Genomic DNA, 23,175 nt, shown 5'->3' on the forward strand with positions numbered 1-23,175 from the left:
AATCAATCGGCCGGTAGCGGCCAGCCGTCCAGCACGTGGCCGGGATGTTCGCGCAGGAACCGTCGCCGGACTTCGACGTACCGTGTCGGTGTGAGCCCGGTGAACGACCGGAACTCGTGGCCGAAATGGGCCTGGTCGAAGTAGCCCGCGCTGCTGGCGAGGTCGGCCCAGTCGATCGCTTCGGCGGGGTTGATCGAGAGCACGGTGGCGGTGAAGCGGTAGGTGCGGGCCAGCCGCTTCGGCGTGACGCCGATGAGCTCCTTGAACCGCTGTGCCAGGTGAGTGCTGCTGACACCGGCTGACACCCTCAGGTCGTCGATCGCCACCGCCCCGTTGGTCGCCGCGATCACGCTGCTCGTGTGGCGGACCAGCCCCAGGCCGGCCGCATCGCCCAGCCGTCGCATCAGCTCCTGCTCGAGCAGCGTCAGCATCTCGTGCGGTCCGTCCGCCGCGTTCAGCCGGTCTCGCAGCTCAGCAATGGCGGGCCGGCCCCACACGTGCTCAACCGTCACCGGCCGGTCACACAGCTCGGCCGCGGGCATCGGCAGGAACAGCGCCGGCCCCCAGGGCTTGAAGTGCACGCCGACGGACCGGGTCACCGACGGATAGCTGAACTCGAGGGCGCGGGTGGGCATGGTGACCACGCAGCCGTCGGCGTACTCGGCCGTCTCGATGTCGGTGCCGGCACGAACGCGGAACGGCGTCCCGAGGTTGACGATGAGGAACGCCGCCGGACTTGCCGGCAGCGTCAGCCGGGCGTACGGCGGCGCACCCTCCAGGTAGTAGAGGTCGTCGATCAGCCCGTCCAGCGGCGGTCGCGGCACTCTGGACACGTACTTCACGCCCACAGCATCGCCGACGCGCCAACGCCGCGACCTTCGACTGGCCGGTCAGCCCGGTCTACGAGTCGTCTCGGCCCTGCCAGGTCGTCACACAAGCCTCGTTACCCTCGATATCGGCGAGAACCCAGAAGGCGGGAGCATCGGACGCGGACACAAGTCGGCCACCGGCCGTCAGCGCGGCTTCGATCCGCCGTGGTGCCTCGTCGTGCGGGACACAGATGTCGAAGTGGATGCGATTCCGGTCCGGGCGTGGCTGGTCCATCTGCTGAAACCAGATCGTCGGACTCTGCCCGACCGGGTCGACGATCGGATCCTTGGGACCGTCGGCTCCCGGCTCGTCCGTGTAGCCCAGCACGGCTTTCCAGAACGGCCGGACCGCTGCGATGTCGAGCGCGTCGACAGCGATCTCCACGAGCTGAACCGACCGCGGCGCTCCCGTACCGATCTCAGGCTCCGTCCGTAGCCCGACGGTCCGCATGGCGGCGGAAATCCGATGCGCAAGGTCGATATCGCAAGCGGTGAGCGCCGCCTGATCCATCGACTGAAGGGTCAAGACGACCCGGTCTGGCCGGATATCAGCGCGTAGGTGCCCATCGGCGTCGCTGCCGCACGCCGCCACCGCGCGCGCCGCCACGTCGGCTGCCTGGACCAATGAGCCGACGGGGACCGACGTGCGCAACGCGCCCAGCAGATACCGCCATCCCTGGTCGCTGATCGCGTCCGAGGCCGCCCGCCGACTCAGTGTCTGTTCCATTCAGGCATCCTCACATGTGCCCGTCGTGACTTCCGCCCGCTGGCAATCGCGGCCTGGTCGGCGAGGATCCGCACCATCGCCACGGTCCGCATCACCTCAGGCCGAGTCGAACCTCAGACGGCCGTTCGCGACCACTGCTGGTTGGCGCCGGTGTTGCACGAATACTGCTTCAGGACCACGCCGTCAGCGGTCGACAACGCCGGTACGTCCACGCATTTGCCGCTGTGGCGGGCGCGGAGCTGGAAGTAGCCACCGTTGGCGACCATCTGGAACTGCTGGTTGGTGCCGGTGCCGCAGGTGTACTGGACGAGTTCGGCACCGTCGGCGGTGGAAGCGCTCACCACGTCGAGACACTTTCCGCTGTGCCGGCTGACGATGCGCCAGTAGCCGCTGCCGGCGTCCTGGAACTGCCACTGCTGCCACGCATTGCCGCCGTAGGTGTACTGACCGACGCGCGCACCGTTGTCGGTGTTCGGTGACTGGACGTCCATGGCCTTGCCGCTGTGCCGCGCGGTGATCCGGTAGAACGTGCCCGTCGCCGGAGGAGGCGTCGTGGGGCCTCCCCCGATGGTGTCGCCCCACGCGTACCGGATCTGGTCAGCGCCGGAGGCGTTGCGGATGGTCAGGTTGAGGTCGGTGCCGCTGCCGCTGAGGGAGAACATCGAGTACCAGTCGTAACCGATGCTGCCCGGTTTGCCGCCGAGGGCGGGCCAGTAGGTGCCGCCCATCTGGTTGTCGCGCATGATCTGGGCCATGGCGCGGATGTGTCGCACGAAGTTGTCCGTGCTGCTGGCGTCGGCGTAGTTGCGGCCGTCGTTCATGGGCGCGCCGAACTCGGTCGCGACCGCCCGTGACGCGCAGTTGCCGAGACGGGTCTGTATGTGGCTTCGGAAGGCGTCGTAGGTCATCGCGCCGTAGAAGAAGGCGTAGTGGTGGAAGGACAGCAGCGTCGCGTTGAAGCGGCTGTCGTTGCAGATGTCCCGCAGGTCCTGGCTGAGGCCGGTGCCGCCGATGAGCACCCGACCGGGCACGGCCGAATAGTGGTAGCTGAGCCAGTTGGCCGCAACCGTGCGCCACTCCGCCGAGCTGTAACCGTGCGGCTCGTTCATCGGCTCGAAGTAGACGTTGGTGTTCGAGCCGTACGTGTTGGTCACCGTCGACCACATCGCGTTCCAGGCGGCGAGGTTGGTGATCCTGCCGCCGGAGGCGGCGCCGTCGTCCCAGTAGGCCAGGATGACCTTGAATCCGCGGGCGGTGGCGGCGTCGATGGCGCCTCGGTAGGCGTCCCACCACGCCGTCCCCACCGTGTGGGTGTTGATGGGCAGCCGGACGGTGTTGACCCCCATGGTGGAGGCCATGTCGTCGTAGAGGGCATTGGCCTTGGCCCGCACTGTCGCGTTGCTGTCGGACGAGCTCAGGCCCTGTACGACGAGCGGGCCGGTGCTGAAGTTGTCACCCAGCACGGCCCAGTTCATGCCGCGGAACTGGTTGGTGGCGGCAGTGGCCGGCGACGACGTGACGACGACGACGCCGACCATCGCTGTCATCGCGGCCGCCAGGGCGATCAGTATCCGGCGCATCGACCGGATGCCCCGCGATACCTGCTCCAGGGGCAAGCTGGTGTGTGTCATGACCTGTCCAATCGGTGTGGCCCCCGCAGTCGGGGTTCAGCTCGTCACGCGGAAGGTGGCGTCGGCGCGACTCTGCGCGTCGGAGACCGGGTCGAGCCGGAGCAGGTAGGCGTAGTGCCGGATGTAGCGGTCCGGGTGGCTGTAGGACTGGAACGACGTCCACGAGGAGTTGGCGAGGCCCGCGACCTGCCGGAAGGTGGAGTCGGCGGCGAAGGTGGCGGTGCCGTCGTTGGCTTCCAGCCGGAAGTCGAACCCGTAGTGGCGCAGGTAGTGGCCCGGGAAGTTGACCGACTGGATGGAGACAGTGCCGGAGCCGACCAGGCCGGGCACCACCCGCCACTGGCCGTCCTGCGCGGGGCTGACGTTCGGGTCGATGCGGACGTCGTAGTCGGCGTGGCGCACATACCGGTCCTGGAAGTTGTACGACTGGACCCGGCTGATCGCGGTGGCGGGCCAGCGGGCGAGCACGCGGCTCTGCTCCGCGGCGGTCAGGTTGAGGATCGAACCGTGCCGCTTCTTGGTGCCACCCATGGCGTACGAGGCGGACGCCGGCAGCCGGAAGGCGCTCGGGCTCGACGGGTTGGTGGTCAGGACGGGCAGGTAGCCGCGCCCGGTGGCGTACTGGTCCAGGTAGAGAACCCACTCGTTGCGGGAGTTGAACTTCATCCACATCGGGCCCTCGACCTGGGCCCCGGTCAGCCCGATGCCGGACAGGTTCCCGAGGGTCGTCCAGGTGCCGAGCAGGGAGTTGCTGCCCTCGATGGTGATCTGGTCGTCCCGGGAGGCCCGGACGTAGCGGTAGGCGCCGACGCCGGTCGGCACCTCGACGATCTGGGTGTCGATGATCTCCTGGCTGCCGGGCCGGCTGAGGTAGACCTGCGGCGTGGTGATGCTGCGGAAGTCCGCCGTGCGCGAGTAGTAGATGCGGTGCTTGGCCGCCCCGTTGAGCGGTACGTTCGTCGCCCAGTAGAGGACGTAGTCGCCGGTGGCCGGGTTCCAGATCGCCTCCGGAGCCCAGGCGTTGCGTCCGTCCGGGATCGGACCGGCGACGTTCAGCAGCCACGGCGCCGACCAGTTGACCAGGTCGGTGGACTCCCACACGACCAGGTTGCGGCTGCCGTTGTTGATCGCGGTCGACCAGTCCTGCCCGCAGCCGATGCACAGGTCCGTGGCGATGATCCAGTAGCGGTCACCGGCGGGCGAGCGGACCAGGGCGGGGTCGCGGACACCACGGGTGCCGACTGTGGAACGCAGCACGAGCCCGCCGTTGTTGAGGTCGGTCCAGCGTAGGCCGTCGGTGCTGTGGGCGAGGTAGATCTGCTGGTTGGTCGACGACTCGCCGGTGAAGTGCGCCATCAGGTAGCCGACGGTCGGATCCAGCGCGGCTGCCTCCTTCGGCGTCGCCGCCGACCAGGTGGTGAACAGCAGGCACGCGGTGACCGCCACCGCGCAGAGCCGGGCAAGGACTCTCGACATGGGTCTCTCTCTCCTTCGCGGAGGGGCATACGAGTCAGCTAGAGGGTCGGGACGACGGGGCGGATGGTGCCGTCGGCGTTGAACTCCATCCGGTCGATGGTGGTTTCCCGGTTGGTGCCGTTGCCGGCCGGCACGGCGAACCTGTGGTAGGCGATGGACCAGGTGTCGCTGCCGAACGCCCGGACAATGGAGTGATGGCCGGTGCCCCTGATGCCCACCTCGGCCCGCTTCTGCAGCACCACGCCACGCCCTGTCCACGGCCCGAGGGGCGATGGGCCGGTGGCGTACGCGACCCGGTAGTCCTCACTGCGCGTGTCGTTCTCCGACCACATGAAGTAGTACAGGCCGTTGCGCTTGAACACGAACGGTGCCTCGTTGTAGCCGGACGGCGTGATCACCCGCGCCTGCGTCGCGTCGAAGGAGACCATGTCACTGTTCAGCCGCGCCGCCCGTGCGACGCCCTGCCCCCAGTACAGGTAGGACCGGCCGTCGTCGTCGGTGAAGACCATCGGGTCGATCGCCTGCCCGCCGGAGAACGCGTCGCTCCGGATGAGCGGCCGGCCCAGCGCGTCGCGGAACGGCCCGGTGGGGCTGTCGGCTACGGCCACGCCCAGTTGCTTCGCAGTGTTACCGCTGGCCGCGCCGCCGCTGAAGTACAGGTAGTAGCGGCCGTTGGCGCTCGCCACCGCCGGCGCCCAGGCCGAGTTGTCCGCCCAGGACACGTCTGGGCCGTGATCGAGGATCACCCCGTGGTCGGTCCAGTTGACCAGGTCGGTGGAGGAGAACGCCTTGTAGTAGGTGCCAGCCCAGCTCGCGTAGCCGTCGGTGGTCGGGTAAAGGTAGTAGCGGCCGTTGAATGCGGCGATGTGCGGGTCGGCGAAGAGACCTGGGATCACCGGTCCCCTCGTCGTCCTGGGCGCCCAGGGTGCGACGAGGCGGAAGGAGCTGTCCGCCCGGAACGCTGCCGTGTCCTGGTACGTGTCGAGCCAGAGCGCAAAGTCACGGTGCCGGATACGCCGGTTCGGATAGTTGTACGAGGTGAGCGCCACCGATCCGGCGGCTGAGCCGTCCACCGCGCAGAATGTGGCGTCGGCCCGGAACGTCCCGTCGCCGCCGTTGGGGTCGACCCGAAGTCGATAGTCGCGGTGTCGCAGGAACATGCCCGCCTTGGTCTGGAACGAGTAGCAGGCCGGAGATGCGAGGCCGTTGACCACGGCGAAGGTGGCATCCAGCTTGGTCTGCTCGCGGCTGCTGGAGGTCACCGGGTCGAGCTGACCGAGATGGTCGACGTGCCGCACGTACCGTCCGGCCTGGTTGACGGCCTCCAGCGAACGGGCGCCGGTCGGCAGGCTGGCTGCCTGTGCCGGCCCGCCGGCGACCACAACGAAGGCGGAGGCGGCCACGGCGGAAACCACGAGGAGTGAACGTAGCCGTGTGGGCGTACCGGCGGCCGAGGCCGCTGCTGCTCGCCGTGGGACCACTGTCACGATCCCCTCCGGGAGACGATGTGTGTTAGCGCTAACAGCTGCGACCTGGGTCGAGGCTCAGGATTTCGCGGGTTTCTGACAGCCAGTGACCTTGTGGAACGGACGGATCTGGCGCCTCAGGTTGGCGTCGGCGCCATGTGTTCACTTCGTTAACGTCGCGTTGCAGAACAGTGTTAGCGACCGCATCTGGAGTGTCAAGGCATCGAGTGTCTTCGTTGGATCGACGTCCCACACCACGGTCAGCGGCGAAGCCCTCGGCACCGCGCCGAGGTGCGCTACTCGGCGCGGCACGGGACCCGCTGCGCGACGCGAAGCGCCGAGGATGCGGCAGGCGACTGCCGGCAGAGACGGTGACCTTCCGGACGTCGCTGACCAATTACCGAGAGCCCGCCGGCTCGGCCGGTAGCCGGTGCCGACGGATCAGCCGCTGCCCGATGAAGGTCCGCCAGACCCGGTCCGCTACGGTCGGTTCGACGATCCAGAGCCGACGCTGCGCCTCGGCGAGGGTGAGCGGCGCGCTGAAGAGATCCAGGAAGAGCCGGCTGCTGCGATTGAGCGCGAACACCTGACCGTCGACCCGGCGAAACAGGTGCCGGTCCGCCGGCAGGTCGCCCGGGACGCCCTCCTGCTCGTCGGACCGGATTCGCCGGTACGCCTCCCAGACCTGCTCGTCGTCACGGTCCACGAAGGAGCCGTTGGCGAGGAACTCGGTCTGGTCGTCGGCGTCGTGCCGAACCCGGTCGTGGGCGAGGACGCCACGCACCGCGGTGCCGTACCGGTCGTGGTAGAAGAACGTGTGGGGGGTGTCGGTGCTGCCCAGCCACGGACGGTGGTAGTGCCCGGGGTTCAGACCGGCCTTGGCCTGTGCGACCTCGGCCTGCGCCGCCTCGGTCACCGGCTCGTCGTACTTGAGCATCCGGACGATGTCCGAACCCTCCACCGGCCGCACGTTGGTGATGCCGAACCGGTCCGGCTCCTTCGCGACGATGGCGCCCGGGGTCAGCATGAAGTCGCCGAGCCCGCCGAGGGTCCACAGGTCCGGGTTGTCACGCAGGAAATTGACGCTGTCCAGCGCCTCTTCGCGGGTCTCGGTGGGGAAACCGGTGAAGCCCATCATCTGCACGCCGATGTTGGCCTTGGTCATCGCCGTCATGGTGCGTCGTGCCTGCTCCGGCTTCGTGCCCTTGTCGATCAGGTCGAGGATGCGCTGGTTACCGGACTCGAAACCGACCGAGATGGCCACGCAGCCGCTGCGCCTCAGAAGCTCGCAGCGCTCGTCCGACCAGTACTTCTCCAGCCGGATCTCGGCGCCCCAACGGAAGTCCAGCCCTCGCTCGACGACGCGCTCGGCGAAGCGCAGGATGGTCGCGGGAGCGAGCACGTCGACCGAGAAGTAGATGAACTTGGCGAACTTCGACAGCTCGGTGACATCCGCGACCATGGTGTCCACCGTGTCCTGCCGCCACGGGCTGGTGGGACCGTCGGTGTTCAGGCCGTAGTCGCAGAACGTGCATTTGTTCCAGTAGCAGCCTCGGGTCGGCGAGTAGTAGACGAACCGCTCCGGGCTGAGGTAAAGGTCCCAGGGCAGGCCGGAGAAGTCCGGCACCGGCACCTGCGCCAGGCGCTCGTAGCGCAGGGGTAGTTGACGCTGGCGGCCGTACCTGGGGTGCAGTCGGACGTTGGGGTGCCCGGCCGGCAGCGTGCCGGTCTGCACCGCGTCCAGGATCTCCGTGTACGCGCTCTCCCCCTCCCCGACCACGATGGCGTCGAAGTCGGCCAGCACCTGGAAGACGTACTCGGGTTTGCTGGCGCACTTCCAGACGTCGGAGATCTCCGTGCCACCCGCGATGAGGAAGACGTCCGGGCATGCCTTGCGAACGAGTCGGGCGATCCAGAGCGCGAACGGCAACTGCCACTGGTAGGTGGCGCTGATACCAATCACCTGGTGCCCTCCGGCGGCCAGCCGTGGGATCAACACGTCCTCGTAGTAGGGCAGGAAGGGCCGGTTGAGCCGCGCGAGCAGCGCCTCGTCGGTCAGGGCGGCCACCGAACCGATCGAGATCATCGGCGGTGGGTGCAGCCGGAAGCCGGCGTGGAACTGCCCGGGGAACCCGACCGTGCCGAGTGCGTCCATCCAGGAGATCACGCCCTCGACGGCATCCTGGTAGTGCCGGTAGTCGTAGAACAGGGTGGGGTCCTGGAGCACCCCGATCGACCGGCGCAGCCGCTCCGGGTCGGGGTCGGGCAGGCCGAGTTGGTTCGCCCGGGCCATCAGCGCGTCCGGGCCGCTGAGGTCGGCGATCGAGAGCCGGGACAGTTCCCGCTGCAGCCACTCGTACGCCGACGGGGTGTACGAGTGGTGGAACGCCTCGATGTTCGCGTCGATGATCTCGGCCGGCCGGTGCCCCTGTGCCCGGGCGTACGAATCGAGGTAGTTCAGGGAGTGATATCCCGAGGTGGGATCGGTCAGCGGGGGGTAGATCAGTGCCGCCTTCACGGTGCCGCTCATCGACTCCTCCTCAGCCGACCCGGGCCGCTGAAGCGGCCAGGGTGTCCTCGTGCGCGCGCGCGGCCACCGCAGGCAGGTGCGGGGTACCGAACGCCTTGACGTACGCGACCAGCGGTTCGGCGGCGTACCGGAACGACGCCAGGTCGACGAACCCCCGGTCCCACGCCGCCGCCTCCAGCCCGTCGACGGCACAGCCCCACAGCCTCGCGAAGCACGTGTCGACGACCTCGGTGCGGAAGTGCAGCCGACCACCCGGGCGGTGGTGCCCCGTCGTACGCGGAACGAGCGTCTCGTTCAGCGACGCGGCGGTCGCCGCGACCTGCCGGGCCGCGGCGAGCAACGCGGGGGTACGCAGGGGCGCCGCGACCATCCACAACGAGAGGCTTCGGTGTGGCGTGGTGCCGAACGCCCGCACCAGCACCCGCAGCACCGCCTCGCGGTCGTCGAGTCCCCGTTCCCGATCGGTCAGCCAGTCCCACCCGGTCGGCGGCGCCGTCGTCAGCCCTCGCCGGCGGGCGACCTCGCGGGCGCGCTCCTCGACCATCGGGTCGGCGATGTCGACCTCCGCCAGCCCGGCCAGTACCCCCCGCCGGTGCCAGACCGCCGACTCGGGGTGCAGCAGCATCAGCACCGCGGCGGCCTCCCGGTCGCTGACCCAGTGCCCGCCGACCGACTTTCCGGCGAACCGCGACCGCCAGCTGTCCAGGAATCGGGTGTGCAGGTTGTCGATCGGCTGATCGTCGGCGTGCGCCGGACACAGCTCGGGATCGTTGTCCGCCGCCATCGACAGCAGCATCCGCGCGTCGGCGCCCTTGGCGTCGCAGGGGTCCTGCCGGTGCCACGTCAGGAACCGGTCCACCACCCCGGCCGCCTCGGGTGGCGCGCTGCGCTCCAGCGCCCGGTAGGACCGCCGCCGGAAGGGCAGCTCCTGGCCGATGTCCAGCAGCAACACCGCCTCGGCGTCGCTGAGCACGCCGGCCGCGACGGCACGCCGCAGCGCGACCCGGATGTTCACCAGCGGGACGCTCAGGGCACGGTGGCCTTCCTCGGCGGGCCCGTGCACGACCGCCACCTCGTCGTCGCCCGTGACGATCCCGTCGCGGTAGAGCTGGAACACCTCGCCCACACCACGCATCCCGAACGGCCACAGCTCGGCGGCGCGCAGCGCGCCCATGCTGGCGGCGCCGGCCACGGTCACGCCACGGTCGAGCAGGTCGAGGATCTCCCGGTGGCGGACCGGCGGGTGTTGCAGGAAGAACCCGTCGATGACGAGGACCCGGTCGCCTGGTGCGACGTCCAGGCGGAGCAGGTCGCCGTGCGCGACGGGCGGCAGCACCACCGCGTCGGGCAGCAGCCGGACGACCTCGTCGGCCGGCAGGCTCGGACCAATGAAGACGACGTCAGTCACGGGGCACTCCCGGTCGGGTACTCAGGGCCCGCTCGTCGAACATCCGCAGGCCCGGGGCGAACACCTTGCTCACCGGGATGCCGATGTCGTCGTGCGTCAGGTCGACGCTGAACGGCTCGACGCCGGTGACGCGCTGCACCCGCGAGGCCAGCTCGCGCAGCACCTGGGTCACGTTCCCCACCGGTGGGGAATCCCGGCGGACCGGCCGGATGGGCCGATCGACGGTGGGCGGTGGCACCGGCGGCGCGCCGACATCGTGGTACGCGGTGGCGTCGATGTCGTCCCGGGCTCCGGAGACCATGACCAGCCGCGACTGCGCCGCCTCCGACATGGCCCGGCCTACGGCGATCTCCGGGTCCACGTGGCAGCCGAAGCCGCCGAAGGTGACCGGGAGGTCCTCCGACCAGATCGAGGCGGCATAGCAGGGCACGCCGACCGCGTTGGTGATGTCGCAGACCTCCACCCAGCAACCGGCCCGCAGCAGCGCCTCGTGCACCGTGCGAGTCATCGCGTTGGTGGCGGTGCCCGGGTCGGCGTAGGTGCGCTCGGCCAACGGTGAGGTGCAGTACGGGGCGATGCAGTCTCGCTCGACGACCTCCAGCAGGGCGTGCAGGCTGGCCTCGGCGAAGGTGTTCCCGGTCGCCAGCCCGTTGCTGCTGGGGGTGAACAGGGCGCGGTCCCAGCCACGCCGGACGGTGAAGTCGAGCTCGATGGTGGCGCGGGGCGCCAGGCAACGCGTACCGGTCACCAGCCCACGACCGGCCACCCAGTCGAGCTCGACGGCGGGGGTCAGGGGTGACCGTTCCGCCAGGTGCAGCCACCGGACGTCGTACGGCAGGTCGAGCGCCTCCGCCGGGGACCGGACGACGGTCCCCGGCCGGAGGTTCTCGGCATGCCAGGACTCGATGCTCTCCATGACCGCGCTGACCCGGGCCTGCGTCGCGGTGGCGCCGGTGCCGACGCTCACCGCCATGGTGGCTCCGACCGGCCGGTAGGCGACGTGCACCGGCAGCCCGATCTCGTCGAGCCGGGTGATGTCGGCGACCCGGGTGATCCGGAACCGGTCGAGCATGCCGCCGACCCGCTCCCAGGTCTGCTCCACGGTGGCCGTCCGGTAGGTGCCGGATCGGAACGCGATGGTCTCGGTCGTGTCAGTCATCGAGGCTCCCGGCGTGGGGTGGGGAACTCAGAGGATGAGGACGGCGATGATGTTGACGTTGTTGTCGGCGATCGGGGCCACGCCACCGGCGACCGTCTCCAGCTCGGCCTCGGTCAGCTCGTTGAGGTCGACCAGCGGCACCTCGGGCACGTGCAGCACGTGCAGGCCGGGCGTGCCGGCCCAGTCGGCGACGACCTGGTCCTTGGTGTAGAGCGTGGCGGGCTGGGCGCGGTCGACCTCGACCCGGGCGCCGGGGGCGACCGGCAGGCCGGCAGCCGTCGCGTAACCGGTCGGGTCGGCGAGCAGGCGCTGCAGTTCCTCGTCACTGCGCCATACCGCGGTGACCAGTTCCGAGTACTTGGTCACGAACCTCGCGCCATATTCCTGTTCGTCGTTGCTCATTGTTCGGTCCTTTCCTCGGGGGTCGCTGCAAGACGGGGGTGATCGCTGTGGCGAGAACGCTACGAAGATCGAGGTTCGACATTCAATGATTTCGTCTGAGTGCCATCAGAATCTGCCGCGCCGACCGGTGGGCGGCAGACTTCGGTGTCAGGTGCAGCAGCAGGGGCAGCAGCAGGCGCAGCTGGGATCCAGGCCGGCGACGACGCTGTCCAGCTCGTCCTCGGCGAGTTCCGCCTGGGCCACCGGCAACAGTGACGGCACGAAGAGCACGAAGGTGCCGGTGGTCCCCGCCTGCTGCCAGGACTCGACCTGCACCTCAAGGTCCGGATCGGTGTCGGCGACGTCCCGCACCACCCGGACCTGCACATCCTCCGACAGGTGAAGCCCGTAGCCGGCGAGGAACCCGCGTGGGTCCCGGTCGAGCGCCTGCTCCTTGACCGGGTCGGCCCAGACGTCGGCGACCAGCCGGCTGTACGCGGCCACGAAGACCGCTCGATCGACAGGTGTCACACCCTGCTCCCTTCGATGGTCGACCGCCGGTGGCGGCGACGGGCAGCACGGGAGGTTCCGGGCCGCCGGTTTCGCTTCATCGTGGGTCACGGGTGGATCTGGCCCGTCCAAAGAGCGGGAATTTCATCGAATGTGGCCGCGAAAAGGTCGCGCTGCGGCGAAAGCCGGGTAATTGGGAATCAGCGACTTGCGGCGGATGGCGATCCTAATGATTGTCACCACTGTGGACAAGTAGTAATTCCTCGCCTGTCACCCGCCCGGTGCGCACACCTACGCTGCGATCGGCGGACCGCACAGCGCGACAGCGGTTCGACGGGGTTGCCGTGTTCCGTCACCGAGTGCTGCCGGAGGCCACCGTGACCATCGACGAGGCGGCGACGCCCGGCGGCCCGGGCGGGTACAGCGTGGAGGAACTCGCCCGCAAGGTGGGCATGTCGCCCCGCAACATCCGTGCCCACCAGGCCCGGCGACTGCTTCCCCCGCCGGTGCGCCGTGGTCGGGCGGCGCTCTACGACGACTCCCACGTCCGCCGGCTGGACGCGATCCTCGCCCTGCAACGACAGGGCTTCAACCTGGTGTCCATCGAGGCGATGCTCGGGGTCCGGGCCAGTGACGAGGCGCCCGACGGGTTGACCGCGATGCTGCAACGTCTGACGGCCGACCGTCCCGCGCTGGCCCACGCGCTGACCCGGCACGGCGTGATCGGGCGGACCACCGACGGCACCGTCCGCACCGTCCGGCCACGCCCGCTGCGAGCCGCTCTGGACCTGCATCGCGTACGGGTGGGCACGGTGCCGGCACTGCAGACTCTCAGCGAGGTGCTGGACAGCCTCCGTCCGGTGGCCGACGAGCTGGTCGCCGCCGTCACCGCCCGGCTGCTGGCCCTCGCTCCGGAGCTGGTACGCGGCGGCGCCCGGTCGTCCTGGGCCGATCTCGACCGGGAGACCCTGCTGCTGACCCAGGGTGTGGTCAACGTGCTCACCGAGGCGTTCCGGCTCGCCGTGGAGAACCAGTCGGAGGCGCACGTCGCCGAGCTGTTGGAGAACCACCTCGACGCGGACGTGTGCCTGGAGGACAGCACGGACATCGACAACGGCTGACCGGTCCGTCAGCTCGTTGCGGGCTGCCCGTCCGCCTGCGGGCTCTCCGCCACGGTGTCGGACCGTCCCGGTTCGGTGAGCAGTTGCCGCCGCGCCAACCGGTGGAACAGCCCGTCAGGGAGGTCCATCAACTCGTCGAAGCTGCCCCGCTGGACGATCCGCCCCGCTTCGAGGACCACGATGGTGTCCGCCGCCCGGACCGTGGACAACCGGTGGGCGATGACCATCCGGGTCGCGGCGAGGGCGGCGGTGCTCCGACTGACCACCTCCTGGGTCCGGTTGTCCAGGGCGCTCGTCGCCTCGTCGAGGAAGATGATCCGTGGCAGCGGGGCCAGCGCGCGCGCGATCAGCACCCTCTGCCGCTGCCCGACGGAGAGCGTCCCGCCGCCGAACGGCACCATCGTGCTCATGCCCATCGGCAGGGCCTCCAGGTCGTCGGCGAGGCCGGCCATCCGCGCCGCCTCCCACACCTGGTCGAGCGGGAAGCTGCCGGCGCCGCAGATGTTGTCCCGTACCGAGCCGGCGAAGAGCTGGCCATCCTGCAGGACCACGCCGCACTGCCGGCGGACCGCGTGCACGTCGAGTTCGGAGAGATCCTGGCCGTCGTAGAGCACCGCACCCTGCTGTTGGCGCTCGAAGCCGAGCAGCAACCGCAGCAGCGTGGACTTCCCGCAGCCACTCGGCCCGACGATGGCGACGAACTCACCCGGGCGGACGTGCAGGTCGATGTCGACGAGCACCGGCGGCTCGTCCGGCTGGTAGGCGAAGGTGAGCCGGTGCAGTGCGATCTCGCCGCGCAACTCCCCCGGGTCCACCCGGTCCGGGCGCGCCTCCGGGTCGGCGCGCAGGATCTCCCGCAGGCTGCCCAACCGTGGCACTGCCGCGATCACCTCGACCCCGGCCGACACCAGCACCAGCAGCGCGCCGAGCAGCATCGCGAAACCGACGTTGAGAATGAAGAAGTCAGCCGGCGCGACCCGGCCGGCGAGCGGCCCCATCAGCACGGCGAAAAGGACCAGTTGACCGGCGACCGGCAGCACGGTGCCGAAGGCGACCAGGCCCGCCTGACTCTGCCGGACCCGTTGCAGCGCCGCCCGGGCCGTCGCGGCGACCTCCGACCATCGTGCGTGGGCACGGGTTTCGGCGGCCGCCAGTTTGATTTTGACGATGCCGCCGAGGAGTTGGTTGGTCATCGCCGCCGCCCGGTGCTCGGCCGGCAACGCGGACCGTTGCTGACGGACGATCAGCACGGCGAACGCGCCGAACGTCAGCATGGTGACGGCGACGATCCCCGCTGCCCACAGCCCGAGCACGGGCTCGACCACCAGGAGCATGCCGAGGGTCACCGCGACGATCGCGGCCGCCGAGACGAGCTGCGGCAGCAGCGCGCTCAGCGCCTCACCGACGAACGAGATCCCCAACATCGAGTTGGCGATCTCACCGCTGCTGCGACCGGCGAAGAACCGGGCCGGTAGCCGCATGAGCCGGTCCCAGATCGCCAGCTGCGCGCCGGACTGCATCCGGCCGTCCAACCGCAGCAGACGCAGGTTCTGCACCACACCCACCAGCCCCGCGACCACCGCGGCACTCAGCATCAGCGCGAGCAAGCCGCCGAGGCCGTTCACCTCGCCCTGCCGGGCAAGCTGGCCGAGCACCTCACCGGTGGCCAGCGGCACGCCCAGGCCCAGCAGTGCCACGCAGGTGGCGGCGAACAGCAGGCCCCGCACGTCACGGGACGCACCGACCAGCCCGGCCCGCAGCAGGTGGCGCATCCGAGCGGTCGGCGGCAGCGGGGCCTGCACCTCGGTCGCCTCGGCGGCGAACGTAGCGGCCACCGCCGCGTCGACCGGTCCGTACGCCCGGGTGTCCGGGTCGACCTGGTGGTAGCGGCCCCGGCGAAACAGCAGCGGCACCGCGACGGCGCGCTCCGGGTCGTCGCCGGCCCGCCACCCCACCAGTGGCCCCAGGTCCCGCCGCCACCACCGGTCCGGCAGCCGCACCTCACGCAGGAACAGGCTGGACGCGCGGGTCACCGCGTGCACCGCAGCCCGGTCGTCCAGTGGCGCGCGGCTGCGGTCGGCCGGCTCGTTGATCGGGCTGCCCATCCCCTCGGTGACCACCCGGACCACCGAGGCCGCCCGCCCGTACCTGTCGAAGCCGGCCTCGTCGTCCGGAACCGGAACCGCACCCCCCGCCCCGATCACCCCGATCGACCGGCGGGCCGCCGCGGCGAGCACCGCCGCGTCGGTCTCCCGGCGCCGCTGCACAGCGCTCAGCAGGGCCGCGTCGGCCTCCTCGATCCGGGTCTCCACCATCCGCAGCAGCCGGGCCACGTGCTGGTCCACGGCCGATCGCAGTTGACCGTTGACCAGCAGGTCCCAGCTGCCGTGGCTCTCCACCGCGCACGGCGACTCGGCCACCACCCAGTCCCGCTCGGCGACCAGCAGCAGCTCACGCTCCCCGGACATCTCCGCGGGGCCACCGCCGTTGCGTCGCAGTTGTCCACCTGCGCTGCGCAGCCACCACGCGCCGCCGGTCGAGGTGAGGGCACTCCCCTGCGCCAGCGAGATGATCTCGCGCCCACAGAGGGTGGACGCCTCCCGGGGGGCCTGCCCGCGGCGCAGCGCGTCGGCGATGGTGACCAGCACCAGGTCCACCGCCGCGACCAGCTCCGTCGCGGCGGTCCGCGCGCGCAGCGACGCTCCCTCGTCCGCCACGCGGCCGAGCCGGACGTGTCGCTCCAGCAGGGACAGGTGACGTCGGGACAGCCCACGCAGCTCCGTGCCGGGCAGCGGCACCAGGATCAACTGCCACGCGCCGATCGCGGTGGACGTCGGCACCAGGCCACCCGCAGGCAGCCGGGCCACATGGTGACGACGCGAGGGGCTCATCCCCGCCCGGCGCACCGCGAACAGGTCGGCCTCACCCCCGGTCACCAGCCAGCCGGCCGCCGGGCCGTCCAGGCGACAAACTTGGCGTACGCCGTCCGAGCAGAAGCCGATCAGGCCACCGGCCGGGGGATCCTCCACCGCGCCACTCATCAGCGTCTCCTCGGATTGTCGTGGTCAGTGGTCCCGGACCAGGCGCGCGTACGCCCCGTCCTGGGCGACGAGCTGCTCGTGGGTGCCGCGCTCCACCTCCCGACCGCCGTCCAGCACGACGATCAGGTCGCAGTCGCGGACCGTGGACAGGCGGTGGGCCACGATCAGGCAGGTTGCCCCCCGCCGGCGCAGGTGCAGGTCGATCCGGCGTTCGGTCTCGGCGTCCAGCGCGCTGGTGGCCTCGTCCAGCACCAGCACCCGGGGGTTGCGCACGAGCGCTCGGGCGATCTCCAGCCGCTGCCGCTGGCCACCGGAGAAGTTGCGGGCGTTCTCCCGCACCGGACTGCCGAGGCCACCCGGACGGGCCGCGACCTCGTCGTAGAGGCACGCGTCGGTCAACGCGGTGACGACGTCCTCGTCGGCGACAGTGAGGTCCCACATGGTGACGTTGTCCCGGACCGTCCCCTCGAACAGCCGTTGGTCCTGGTCCACCATGGCGACCGTCGCCGCCCAGAGCCCGTCGTCGGTCGCGGCCCGCTCCAGACCATCCACTGTGACCCGTCCGGTCCAAGGACGGTAGAGCCCGGCGACCAGCCGACCGACAGTCGACTTGCCACTGCCCGACCTCCCGACGAGCGCCACCCGGGCACCCGGCGGCAGGTCCAGGCTGAAGTTCTCCAGCAGTGGACGGCCCAACGGGTTGTAGCCGAAGGTGACCTCCTCGATGCGCAGGTGCCCCTCCAGGGGCGTCAGCGGGCGGGCGGGTCGGTCCTGGGCCGACGGCAGTGGGTACCGCTCCACGTCCCGCAACCGATTCAGGTCGGCACTCATGTCCTGCAACCGCGAGCCCAGCGCGGTCAGATTGCCCAACGGGCGGTTCATCGCGGCGGCCAGGCTCTGCATACCGACCAGCACGCCCACACTCATCGCCTCAGCCACGACCTGCCGGCTGCCCAACCCCAGCAGCACCGCTGTGGTCCCCGAGGCGAGCAGCGCCGGCAGGACGGAGAGCACCGCGGTGGGCACCCCGAGCCGCTGCTGACGGGTGGCGACGGTGGCGTGGCGCGCCGCGAACCGGGCCACGGCGCGTTCCTCCTCGCCGCCGGCCTTCACCGTCTCGATCATCTGGACGGTGGTGTACACCGTGGTCACCAACTTGCTGCGGTCCGCCTGAAGACCGGCGACGGCGGTGGAACGCGTCGAGGCGACATAGCGGAGCACGCTGACGTTCAGCCCGGCGAGGACCACCGCGCACAGCCCGAGCAGCAGGTCGTAATGGCAGAGCAGAGCCCCGTACGCCAGCACCAGGCCGGTGTCCACCACAGTGGTGGCCGTCCGGCGGGTGAGCACCTCGGCGACCACCTCGTTGCCGCGGACCCGCTGGCTGAGATCGGCGGCCTGCCGCTGGTCGAAGAAGGCCGGCGGCAGCCGCAGCAGATGTCGGAAGAACCGGGCGGCGCTGGCGAGGGCGAGCGCCGTCTCCGCGCGTACGGTCAGACGTTGCTGAAGCAGGCTGGCCAGGAAGGTCAGAACGGTGGCCACCGCCACCGCGGCCACCAGGCCGGCGAACGCCGCCCGGTCCTCCTGCAACAGCACCCGGTCGACGAAGACCTTGGCCATCACCGGGATGGTCAGACCGACCACGGCGATCAGCAGGCCGAGCAGCAGCATCTGCGCGATCGCCGAGCCCGGGCCGCGCCACCGCTCGGCCAGCGCCCGCACCAGCCGGTAGCGGGTGCCGCCGGGCCGGAACTCCGGGCCGGGCGCCATGGTGAGCACGATGCCGGTGAAGGCACCGTCGAACTCCTCCCAGCTCACCGCACGGGGACCGGTGGCCGGATCGTTGATGAAGACCTTACGGCCGAGCCCTTCCAGCACCACGAAGTGCTCGAACCGCCAGAACAGCACCGCCGGCAGTTCCACGGTGGCCAGGCCGGCCAGGTCCATCTGGAAACCCTTGGCCACCATGCCGTACCGGCGGGCGCCCTTGAGTACGGTGGCCGCGGTGGAGCCGTCTCGGCTGACGCCGCACACCCGGCGCAACTCCTCCAGGGGCACGTGTCGGCCGTGGTGCGCGAGCAGGATCCCCAGCGCGGCTGCACCGCACTCCACCGCCTCCATCTGGATCAGCGTGGGCGTACGGACCCGTCGACGCCGGATCCTGGGCAGCTCCGGCGTGCCGCTGACGGCGGTCGTCGGCGCGCTCATCGCCGCAGCAACCAGTCGATCGGGTGTTCCCGGTCCACGGTGAACCAGGCGGTGACCTCGCTGGCCGAGTTGAGCTGGAACGGCGGCGGGGACCTGGTCCAGCGCAGACCACCCGGGGCGGCCGGGTCGGGTTCCAGGGCGACCGTCACCCGCACCACGCTGCCGCGGGCGAGCAGCCGCCGGACGTCCGGCCCGGTGCCCAGGAAGGCGCGCAGCGAGGCCTCGGTCTCCGGGAAGGCGCCGACAGTGGTCACCTGGCCGGCCAGGGTGCCGAACACGTTGCGCGGCGCGGCCGCGGCGGCCACCTCGACGGACACGCCGGGTTGCAGCAGCGGGGCGGCGACGGCGGGGGCGTAGACGACTGCCTGCAACGCGTCCCCGGCGGTGTCGAGCCGTTCCAGGTCGGCCAGGTGCGTGCCCGGCGTGACGATCTCACCCTCCGAGACCAGCCAGGCGACGACGTACGCGTCACCCGGCGCGGTCTCCACCCGCACCTTCCCGTCCGCCGTGCGCAGGCTGTAGAGGGGGGTGCCCTTCGGCACCCGCTGGTGCGGTGACGCCCACACCTTGGTGACCTGGCCGCTGTCGAGCGCGTCGAGGGCCGAGATCCCGTTCGAGTGGATCAGCACCCCGGCCGCCTCGACGGTCCGGGGCACCACAGTGCGTACCGACCAGACACCCGCGGCGACCACGACGATGACCAGCGCGGTGGTGGCCAGCCAGTTCGGCACCGTGGTCAGTCGGACCGCCCGGTCCAGTTGCTCGGGCGCCTCCAACTGGCGCAGAGCCTGCCGTCGGAACTTCATGGCCGGCCCTCCGTCGCGGCCGGGCCGGTGGCGCGGCGGGAGCCGAGCAGGAAGTCGGCCACGCTCGGCTCGACCAGCGGGTCGAGCCCGGACAACTCGGCGAAGGCCTGGGAGTCGCCGGCGCCGAGGGCGCACGGTGCCAGCCCCATGGCGGTGGCGACGAGATACATCTGCTGGGTCAGCACACCCGCGTCCTTGAGAATCATGGCGTAGCTCATCCCTTCGTACTTCCACATGAGCCGCTGGACCCGGGCGGTGACCACCAGGACCGTCTGCGGCGGCCGAGGCAGGGCGCCGGACGCCCGGGCGTACGCCAGCAGCCGGTCGGCGGCCGGTCCCCAGGCGGCGACCGGCTCCAGCCGGTGCCCGACGGCGTCGTAGTGGTAGAGCCCGCGGTCGAGCCCGGCGCACCGCGCTACCAGTGGATAGATCTCCAGCTCGTAGACTCCACCGCCGCCCGGGTAGGGCCGGTGGCCGATCTCCTGCCCGCCGGCCTCACCGGCGGCGCTGGTGTGCTGCGACCGGTGCAGGAATTCCGCCAGCCGCTCCAGGGGCAGTGGCGCCGTGTCGTCGTGTTCGCGCACGCTGCGCCTGTCCGCGACGACCTGACTGAACGCGGGATCCGCCTTGGCGATCGTCGCCAGGTCCGGCAGCGGCAGGTCGACCGCCCGGCCCCCGTCGTACGGGCGGCGCAGCGGTTGCGGGGCGAAGCTCCCCCGCAACCGGTAGGTGCCGCCCACCGGCAGCGCGTGTCGGCCAGCCCGGGATCGGTGGTGCAGCCGCAACTCCTCCGGCGACCAGTAGGCAAGCGGCGCGTCGTCGCACTCCGCCTCGAACTCGGCGTCGGTGACCAGGATCCGGGCGGTGGCCAACTCGTCGAGCACCCGTCCGGCGACGTCCGGCGGCACGCCGAGCGTGCGGGCCACCGCCTCGGGTCCGACGCCCGGGGCGGCGGCGGCCAGGACCGCGCCGAGGGCGGCGTCGGCACAGCCGACGACGAGGGTGCTCAGCGGTGAAGCGGCCACCAGCATGCCCCGTTCGTGCTGGAGGGCGGCGAAGCGGGAGAGCCGGTAGCGGACCCCGGGGGTGTGCAGGCGACTCTCCGGCAGACTGCCCCGACCCAGGCCGGTGGGCACCAGGTCGAGCAGCGGCCGATCGTCGACCTGGACGCGGCGCTCCAGCCAGGAGTGGGCGAGCAGCCGGCGCAGCAGCAACTGCGCGGGCAACACCCGGTTCTCCCCCTCCAGGCCGCTGATCAGACGGCCGACCTCGACGTCGTTGACCCAGTCGGCGGCGAGCCGCAGCAGCAGGGCCCGCCGGCCCATGCCCGGTTGCTCCAGGGTGAGCTGGAAGCGGGTCTGCCGCAGGGTCAGCGAGCCGTCCTCACCGAGCCGCAGCTCCGCGTCACGGCGCAGCCGGTACGACTCCTGAATCGGCGGACCGCCCACGGAGCCGCTCACGTCGACCGCCGACCGACCGGGTCCACCACCGTGGCCATCCCCACATCCTTCCCACGCTCCCGGTCGCCCGGGAACGCCGGCTAGAAGAACACGTTCAGCGGATTGGCCGACGTCTCGTCGACGGCCAACGGGCCCCGACCGAGACGGGCCGGCACGTCCCACAGTCGGCCGGGACCGAGCCGGCGCCAGAAGTGCCGCAGTCCCGGCACGACGACCTTCACCACCGCCAGGTCGACATCCGGACGGGACTGGTCGACGACGATCACCTCCAGGCCGGCCCGCTCCGCCCGGCGTACGCAACGACGCACGTCATCCCCGACGTCGCCGGTGGTCAGCGCCGGGTGGTCCGCAGCGGTGCGCGGCGGTCGGGTGGGATCCGGGACCAGCCAGGGCTGGTCGGCCACCCGCACGGTGCCGAACCAGCGCGCGGTGTCCGGGTCGTCGACGCCGTACCGGTTGCGGGCGGTGGCGGGTCCGGCGACGGCGGGCAGGAACTGGTTCACCTCGGTGAGCGCCCGGGTCAGCGCGACCCGCGCGTCCAGGTGCGCGCCGAAGCCGACCAGGACGTCCTCCGGCCCCCCGTCGACCCGCCGGGACACCGCGGCGAACGTGGGTACGCCGAGGTCGGCGGTCAGGTCGAGGGCCCACAGTTCGCGGCCGAGGGCGGTGGAGTGATGGTCGACGCAGGCGGCGGTCCACGGGTCGCCGAACGAGGCGAGGTCCACCCCGGGCATCCGGGACCGGTGGTACCACCACAGGGCCACGCTGTCGCGCTCCACGAGTTCGCAGAAGCCCTGGAGGATCGCCTCGGACGGGTTGCCGCCGGCCGCGCAGCCGTTCGAGTCGGCCGAGCACACCCCCAGCCCGGTCAGCTCCGGATGCCCGTACCAGCAGTGCGCGGCGGGCAGCTCGCGCGGTGTGTGCCGGGTCAGCGACCAACCAGTGGTCCAGTCCAGCTCCACGTCGTCGGGCAGCGGGCGGGGAACGCGGTGCAGGTGGCCCAGGTCGTGGTTGAGCCGGTCCCGGTCGGCGTACTGGCGTTCCGAGAACAGCAGCAGATCCCTCAGGTGCACCGCCCGGTCCGGGCCGAGCTGCCGGTAGGTGGCCCGGTGCACCGGGCGGTCGCCGCGCCACACCCCGCAGTAGCGCTCCACCGCCTCCCCGACCGCGCTCATCCGGGCTTGCAGGTCGGTGCGGCCCTTGCCGCCGCTCTGCCCGCGCAGATTGCGGCGCAACGCGGCGAGCTGGCGGGGCTGGGCGAAGTTGTGCCCGGCCGAGTAGGTGTGGGTGACGCCGTTGTCGGTCGCCTCCAGCGGGGTCAGCCGGCTCACCACGCCCAGATACCGGCTGACGTGGTGGACGAGCGAGGCGTACGCCTCGGCGGGTTCCCGGATGCGGGAGTCCCCGGCCCGACTGGGCTGGGTGCCGCTGGGTGGCAGGTCGATCCGTGGCTCGGCCTTGCGGACGAGGTCCGGGTCACCGCAGGCGGGACACTGCGGCTGGCGTACCAGTTGGTGGCTCTCGGTGCTCAGGTCCCTGGTGTCCAGGGCGACCATGCGGCCGGTGAGGCGGGGAGACGCACCCCGGACGGCGAGCACGGCGAGTTCGGCGGCGAGCAGCCCGGCGGCCATGGTTGCCAGGCCGGGCAGGACCGCGCGGCCGGGTTGCGGCAGCGGATCGGTCAGGTCCTGCCCGTCGAGGAAGGCGTTCACCTGTTCGTTCTCCTGCCAGCGTTGCCGCAGGCAGACCCAGCAGCCGGTGCGACCCGGCACGAGGTGCGGGCCGAGGAAGACGACGTTGCCGTGTGGCCGGGCCAGCGTCCACGCGCGACCGGCGGCCAGGTGGCGCTCGTTGAGCAAGGCCAGCCGGGGGTCGAGCATCGACGACGGCAGCACCAGCACCTGGGCGGTGTCGGGGCCGGGGTCCGGTGCGTCCGGCCCGACCACCGTCGGGGCGAGCCCGAGGGCGCGCAGCGCGTCGGCGGTCTCGGCCACCCTGGGCGCGCCGAGATCCACGACGGTGACCATTCCTCCGGCCATCCACCGCCGTCCGGCGTCGGGTGGGACACCCCGGGCGTCCCAGCCGGCGGCCTCGGCCGCCGAGCTGTGCGCCGGACCGGACACCAGAAGGCCGTGGTCGCGCAGTCGGGCGAGGGCTGCGGCGACGGCGGCGACCGGGTGTCGGGTGGCCAACCGGGCCACCACGTCGGCCAGCGGCGCGGCACCGTCGAGCTGGTCGGCCAGGTCCGCGGCGACCGGGTCGTCGATGAGCAGGCTGCGGGTCTCCCCCAGCACCACGAGCGGGCCGTCGGGCAGCCGCACCGGCACGTAGTCCGATCGGAAGCGCGGACGCCACATGGGTTCCTCCCGAGCCTCGTGGCCG

At 71.1% G+C, this 23,175-nt stretch carries 16 protein-coding genes; 1 reads left to right on the forward strand and 15 read right to left on the reverse strand.

From position 1 onward, the window contains the following. Positions 1-2: 2 nt before the first annotated feature. The 10 genes from CLT68_RS26580 to CLT68_RS26625 all read right to left on the reverse strand — a co-directional run bounded on the left by CLT68_RS26580 (position 3) and on the right by CLT68_RS26625 (position 12,178). Positions 3-842, reverse strand: a complete 840-nt coding sequence (locus CLT68_RS26580; RefSeq protein WP_486482331.1) for a helix-turn-helix domain-containing protein — start codon at positions 840-842, stop codon at positions 3-5. Between the two features lie 58 nt (positions 843-900). Further along, positions 901-1,596 carry a VOC family protein gene (locus tag CLT68_RS26585; RefSeq protein WP_099855029.1) on the reverse strand — a complete coding sequence of 232 codons (696 nt, stop codon included), beginning with the start codon at positions 1,594-1,596 and terminating at the stop codon, positions 901-903. 113 nt (positions 1,597-1,709) lie between these two features. Then, on the reverse strand, positions 1,710-3,227 hold the full coding sequence (locus tag CLT68_RS26590) for an RICIN domain-containing protein (RefSeq protein WP_099855031.1): 1,518 nt from the start codon (positions 3,225-3,227) through the stop codon (positions 1,710-1,712). Between the two features lie 36 nt (positions 3,228-3,263). Further along, positions 3,264-4,703, reverse strand: a complete 1,440-nt coding sequence (locus CLT68_RS26595) for a glycoside hydrolase family 43 protein (RefSeq protein ID WP_099855033.1) — start codon at positions 4,701-4,703, stop codon at positions 3,264-3,266. A gap of 38 nt (positions 4,704-4,741) precedes the next feature. Continuing rightward, positions 4,742-6,118 carry a family 43 glycosylhydrolase gene (locus CLT68_RS26600; protein WP_158240932.1) on the reverse strand — a complete coding sequence of 459 codons (1,377 nt, stop codon included), beginning with the start codon at positions 6,116-6,118 and terminating at the stop codon, positions 4,742-4,744. Between the two features lie 448 nt (positions 6,119-6,566). Beyond that, complete coding sequence (locus tag CLT68_RS26605) at positions 6,567-8,699, reverse strand: B12-binding domain-containing radical SAM protein (protein WP_099855037.1); 2,133 nt, start codon at positions 8,697-8,699, stop codon at positions 6,567-6,569. Between the two features lie 10 nt (positions 8,700-8,709). Next, complete coding sequence (locus CLT68_RS26610) at positions 8,710-10,107, reverse strand: TfuA-like protein (protein WP_099855039.1); 1,398 nt, start codon at positions 10,105-10,107, stop codon at positions 8,710-8,712. Then, positions 10,100-11,266: a YcaO-like family protein gene (locus CLT68_RS26615; protein WP_099855041.1), complete on the reverse strand. Its 1,167-nt coding sequence runs from the start codon at positions 11,264-11,266 to the stop codon at positions 10,100-10,102. The genes CLT68_RS26610 and CLT68_RS26615 overlap by 8 nt, the downstream gene beginning before the upstream one ends. Before the next feature lie 27 nt (positions 11,267-11,293). After that, complete coding sequence (locus tag CLT68_RS26620) at positions 11,294-11,668, reverse strand: class IIb bacteriocin, lactobin A/cerein 7B family (RefSeq protein WP_088948968.1); 375 nt, start codon at positions 11,666-11,668, stop codon at positions 11,294-11,296. Positions 11,669-11,815: 147 nt separating this feature from the next. Further along, positions 11,816-12,178 (reverse strand): hypothetical protein, encoded by a 363-nt coding sequence (locus tag CLT68_RS26625; RefSeq protein WP_088948969.1) that lies wholly within the window; start codon positions 12,176-12,178, stop codon positions 11,816-11,818. A 323-nt stretch (positions 12,179-12,501) separates the two neighbouring features. Here CLT68_RS26625 and CLT68_RS26630 point away from each other — a divergent pair, with 323 nt between their 5' ends. Further along, on the forward strand, positions 12,502-13,278 hold the full coding sequence (locus CLT68_RS26630) for a MerR family transcriptional regulator (protein WP_099855043.1): 777 nt from the start codon (positions 12,502-12,504) through the stop codon (positions 13,276-13,278). Between the two features lie 8 nt (positions 13,279-13,286). Here CLT68_RS26630 and CLT68_RS33455 read toward each other — a convergent pair whose 3' ends face one another. The 5 genes from CLT68_RS33455 to CLT68_RS26655 form a co-directional block, all read right to left on the reverse strand. Then, on the reverse strand, positions 13,287-16,319 hold the full coding sequence (locus tag CLT68_RS33455) for an ATP-binding cassette domain-containing protein (protein WP_199177153.1): 3,033 nt from the start codon (positions 16,317-16,319) through the stop codon (positions 13,287-13,289). Positions 16,320-16,343: 24 nt separating this feature from the next. Next, on the reverse strand, positions 16,344-18,527 hold the full coding sequence (locus tag CLT68_RS26640) for an NHLP family bacteriocin export ABC transporter peptidase/permease/ATPase subunit (RefSeq protein ID WP_099855045.1): 2,184 nt from the start codon (positions 18,525-18,527) through the stop codon (positions 16,344-16,346). After that, a complete protein-coding gene (locus CLT68_RS26645; RefSeq protein WP_088948972.1) occupies positions 18,524-19,333 on the reverse strand; it encodes an HlyD family efflux transporter periplasmic adaptor subunit in 810 nt (269 codons plus the stop codon). Before CLT68_RS26645 ends, CLT68_RS26640 begins: the two co-directional genes overlap by 4 nt. Continuing rightward, complete coding sequence (locus CLT68_RS26650; RefSeq protein WP_099855047.1) at positions 19,330-20,793, reverse strand: SagB/ThcOx family dehydrogenase; 1,464 nt, start codon at positions 20,791-20,793, stop codon at positions 19,330-19,332. The genes CLT68_RS26645 and CLT68_RS26650 overlap by 4 nt, the downstream gene beginning before the upstream one ends. A gap of 80 nt (positions 20,794-20,873) precedes the next feature. Continuing rightward, positions 20,874-23,150 (reverse strand): TOMM precursor leader peptide-binding protein, encoded by a 2,277-nt coding sequence (locus tag CLT68_RS26655; RefSeq protein WP_143743251.1) that lies wholly within the window; start codon positions 23,148-23,150, stop codon positions 20,874-20,876. Positions 23,151-23,175 lie beyond the last annotated feature (25 nt).

Source organism: Micromonospora sp. CNZ299 (assembly GCF_002754415.1).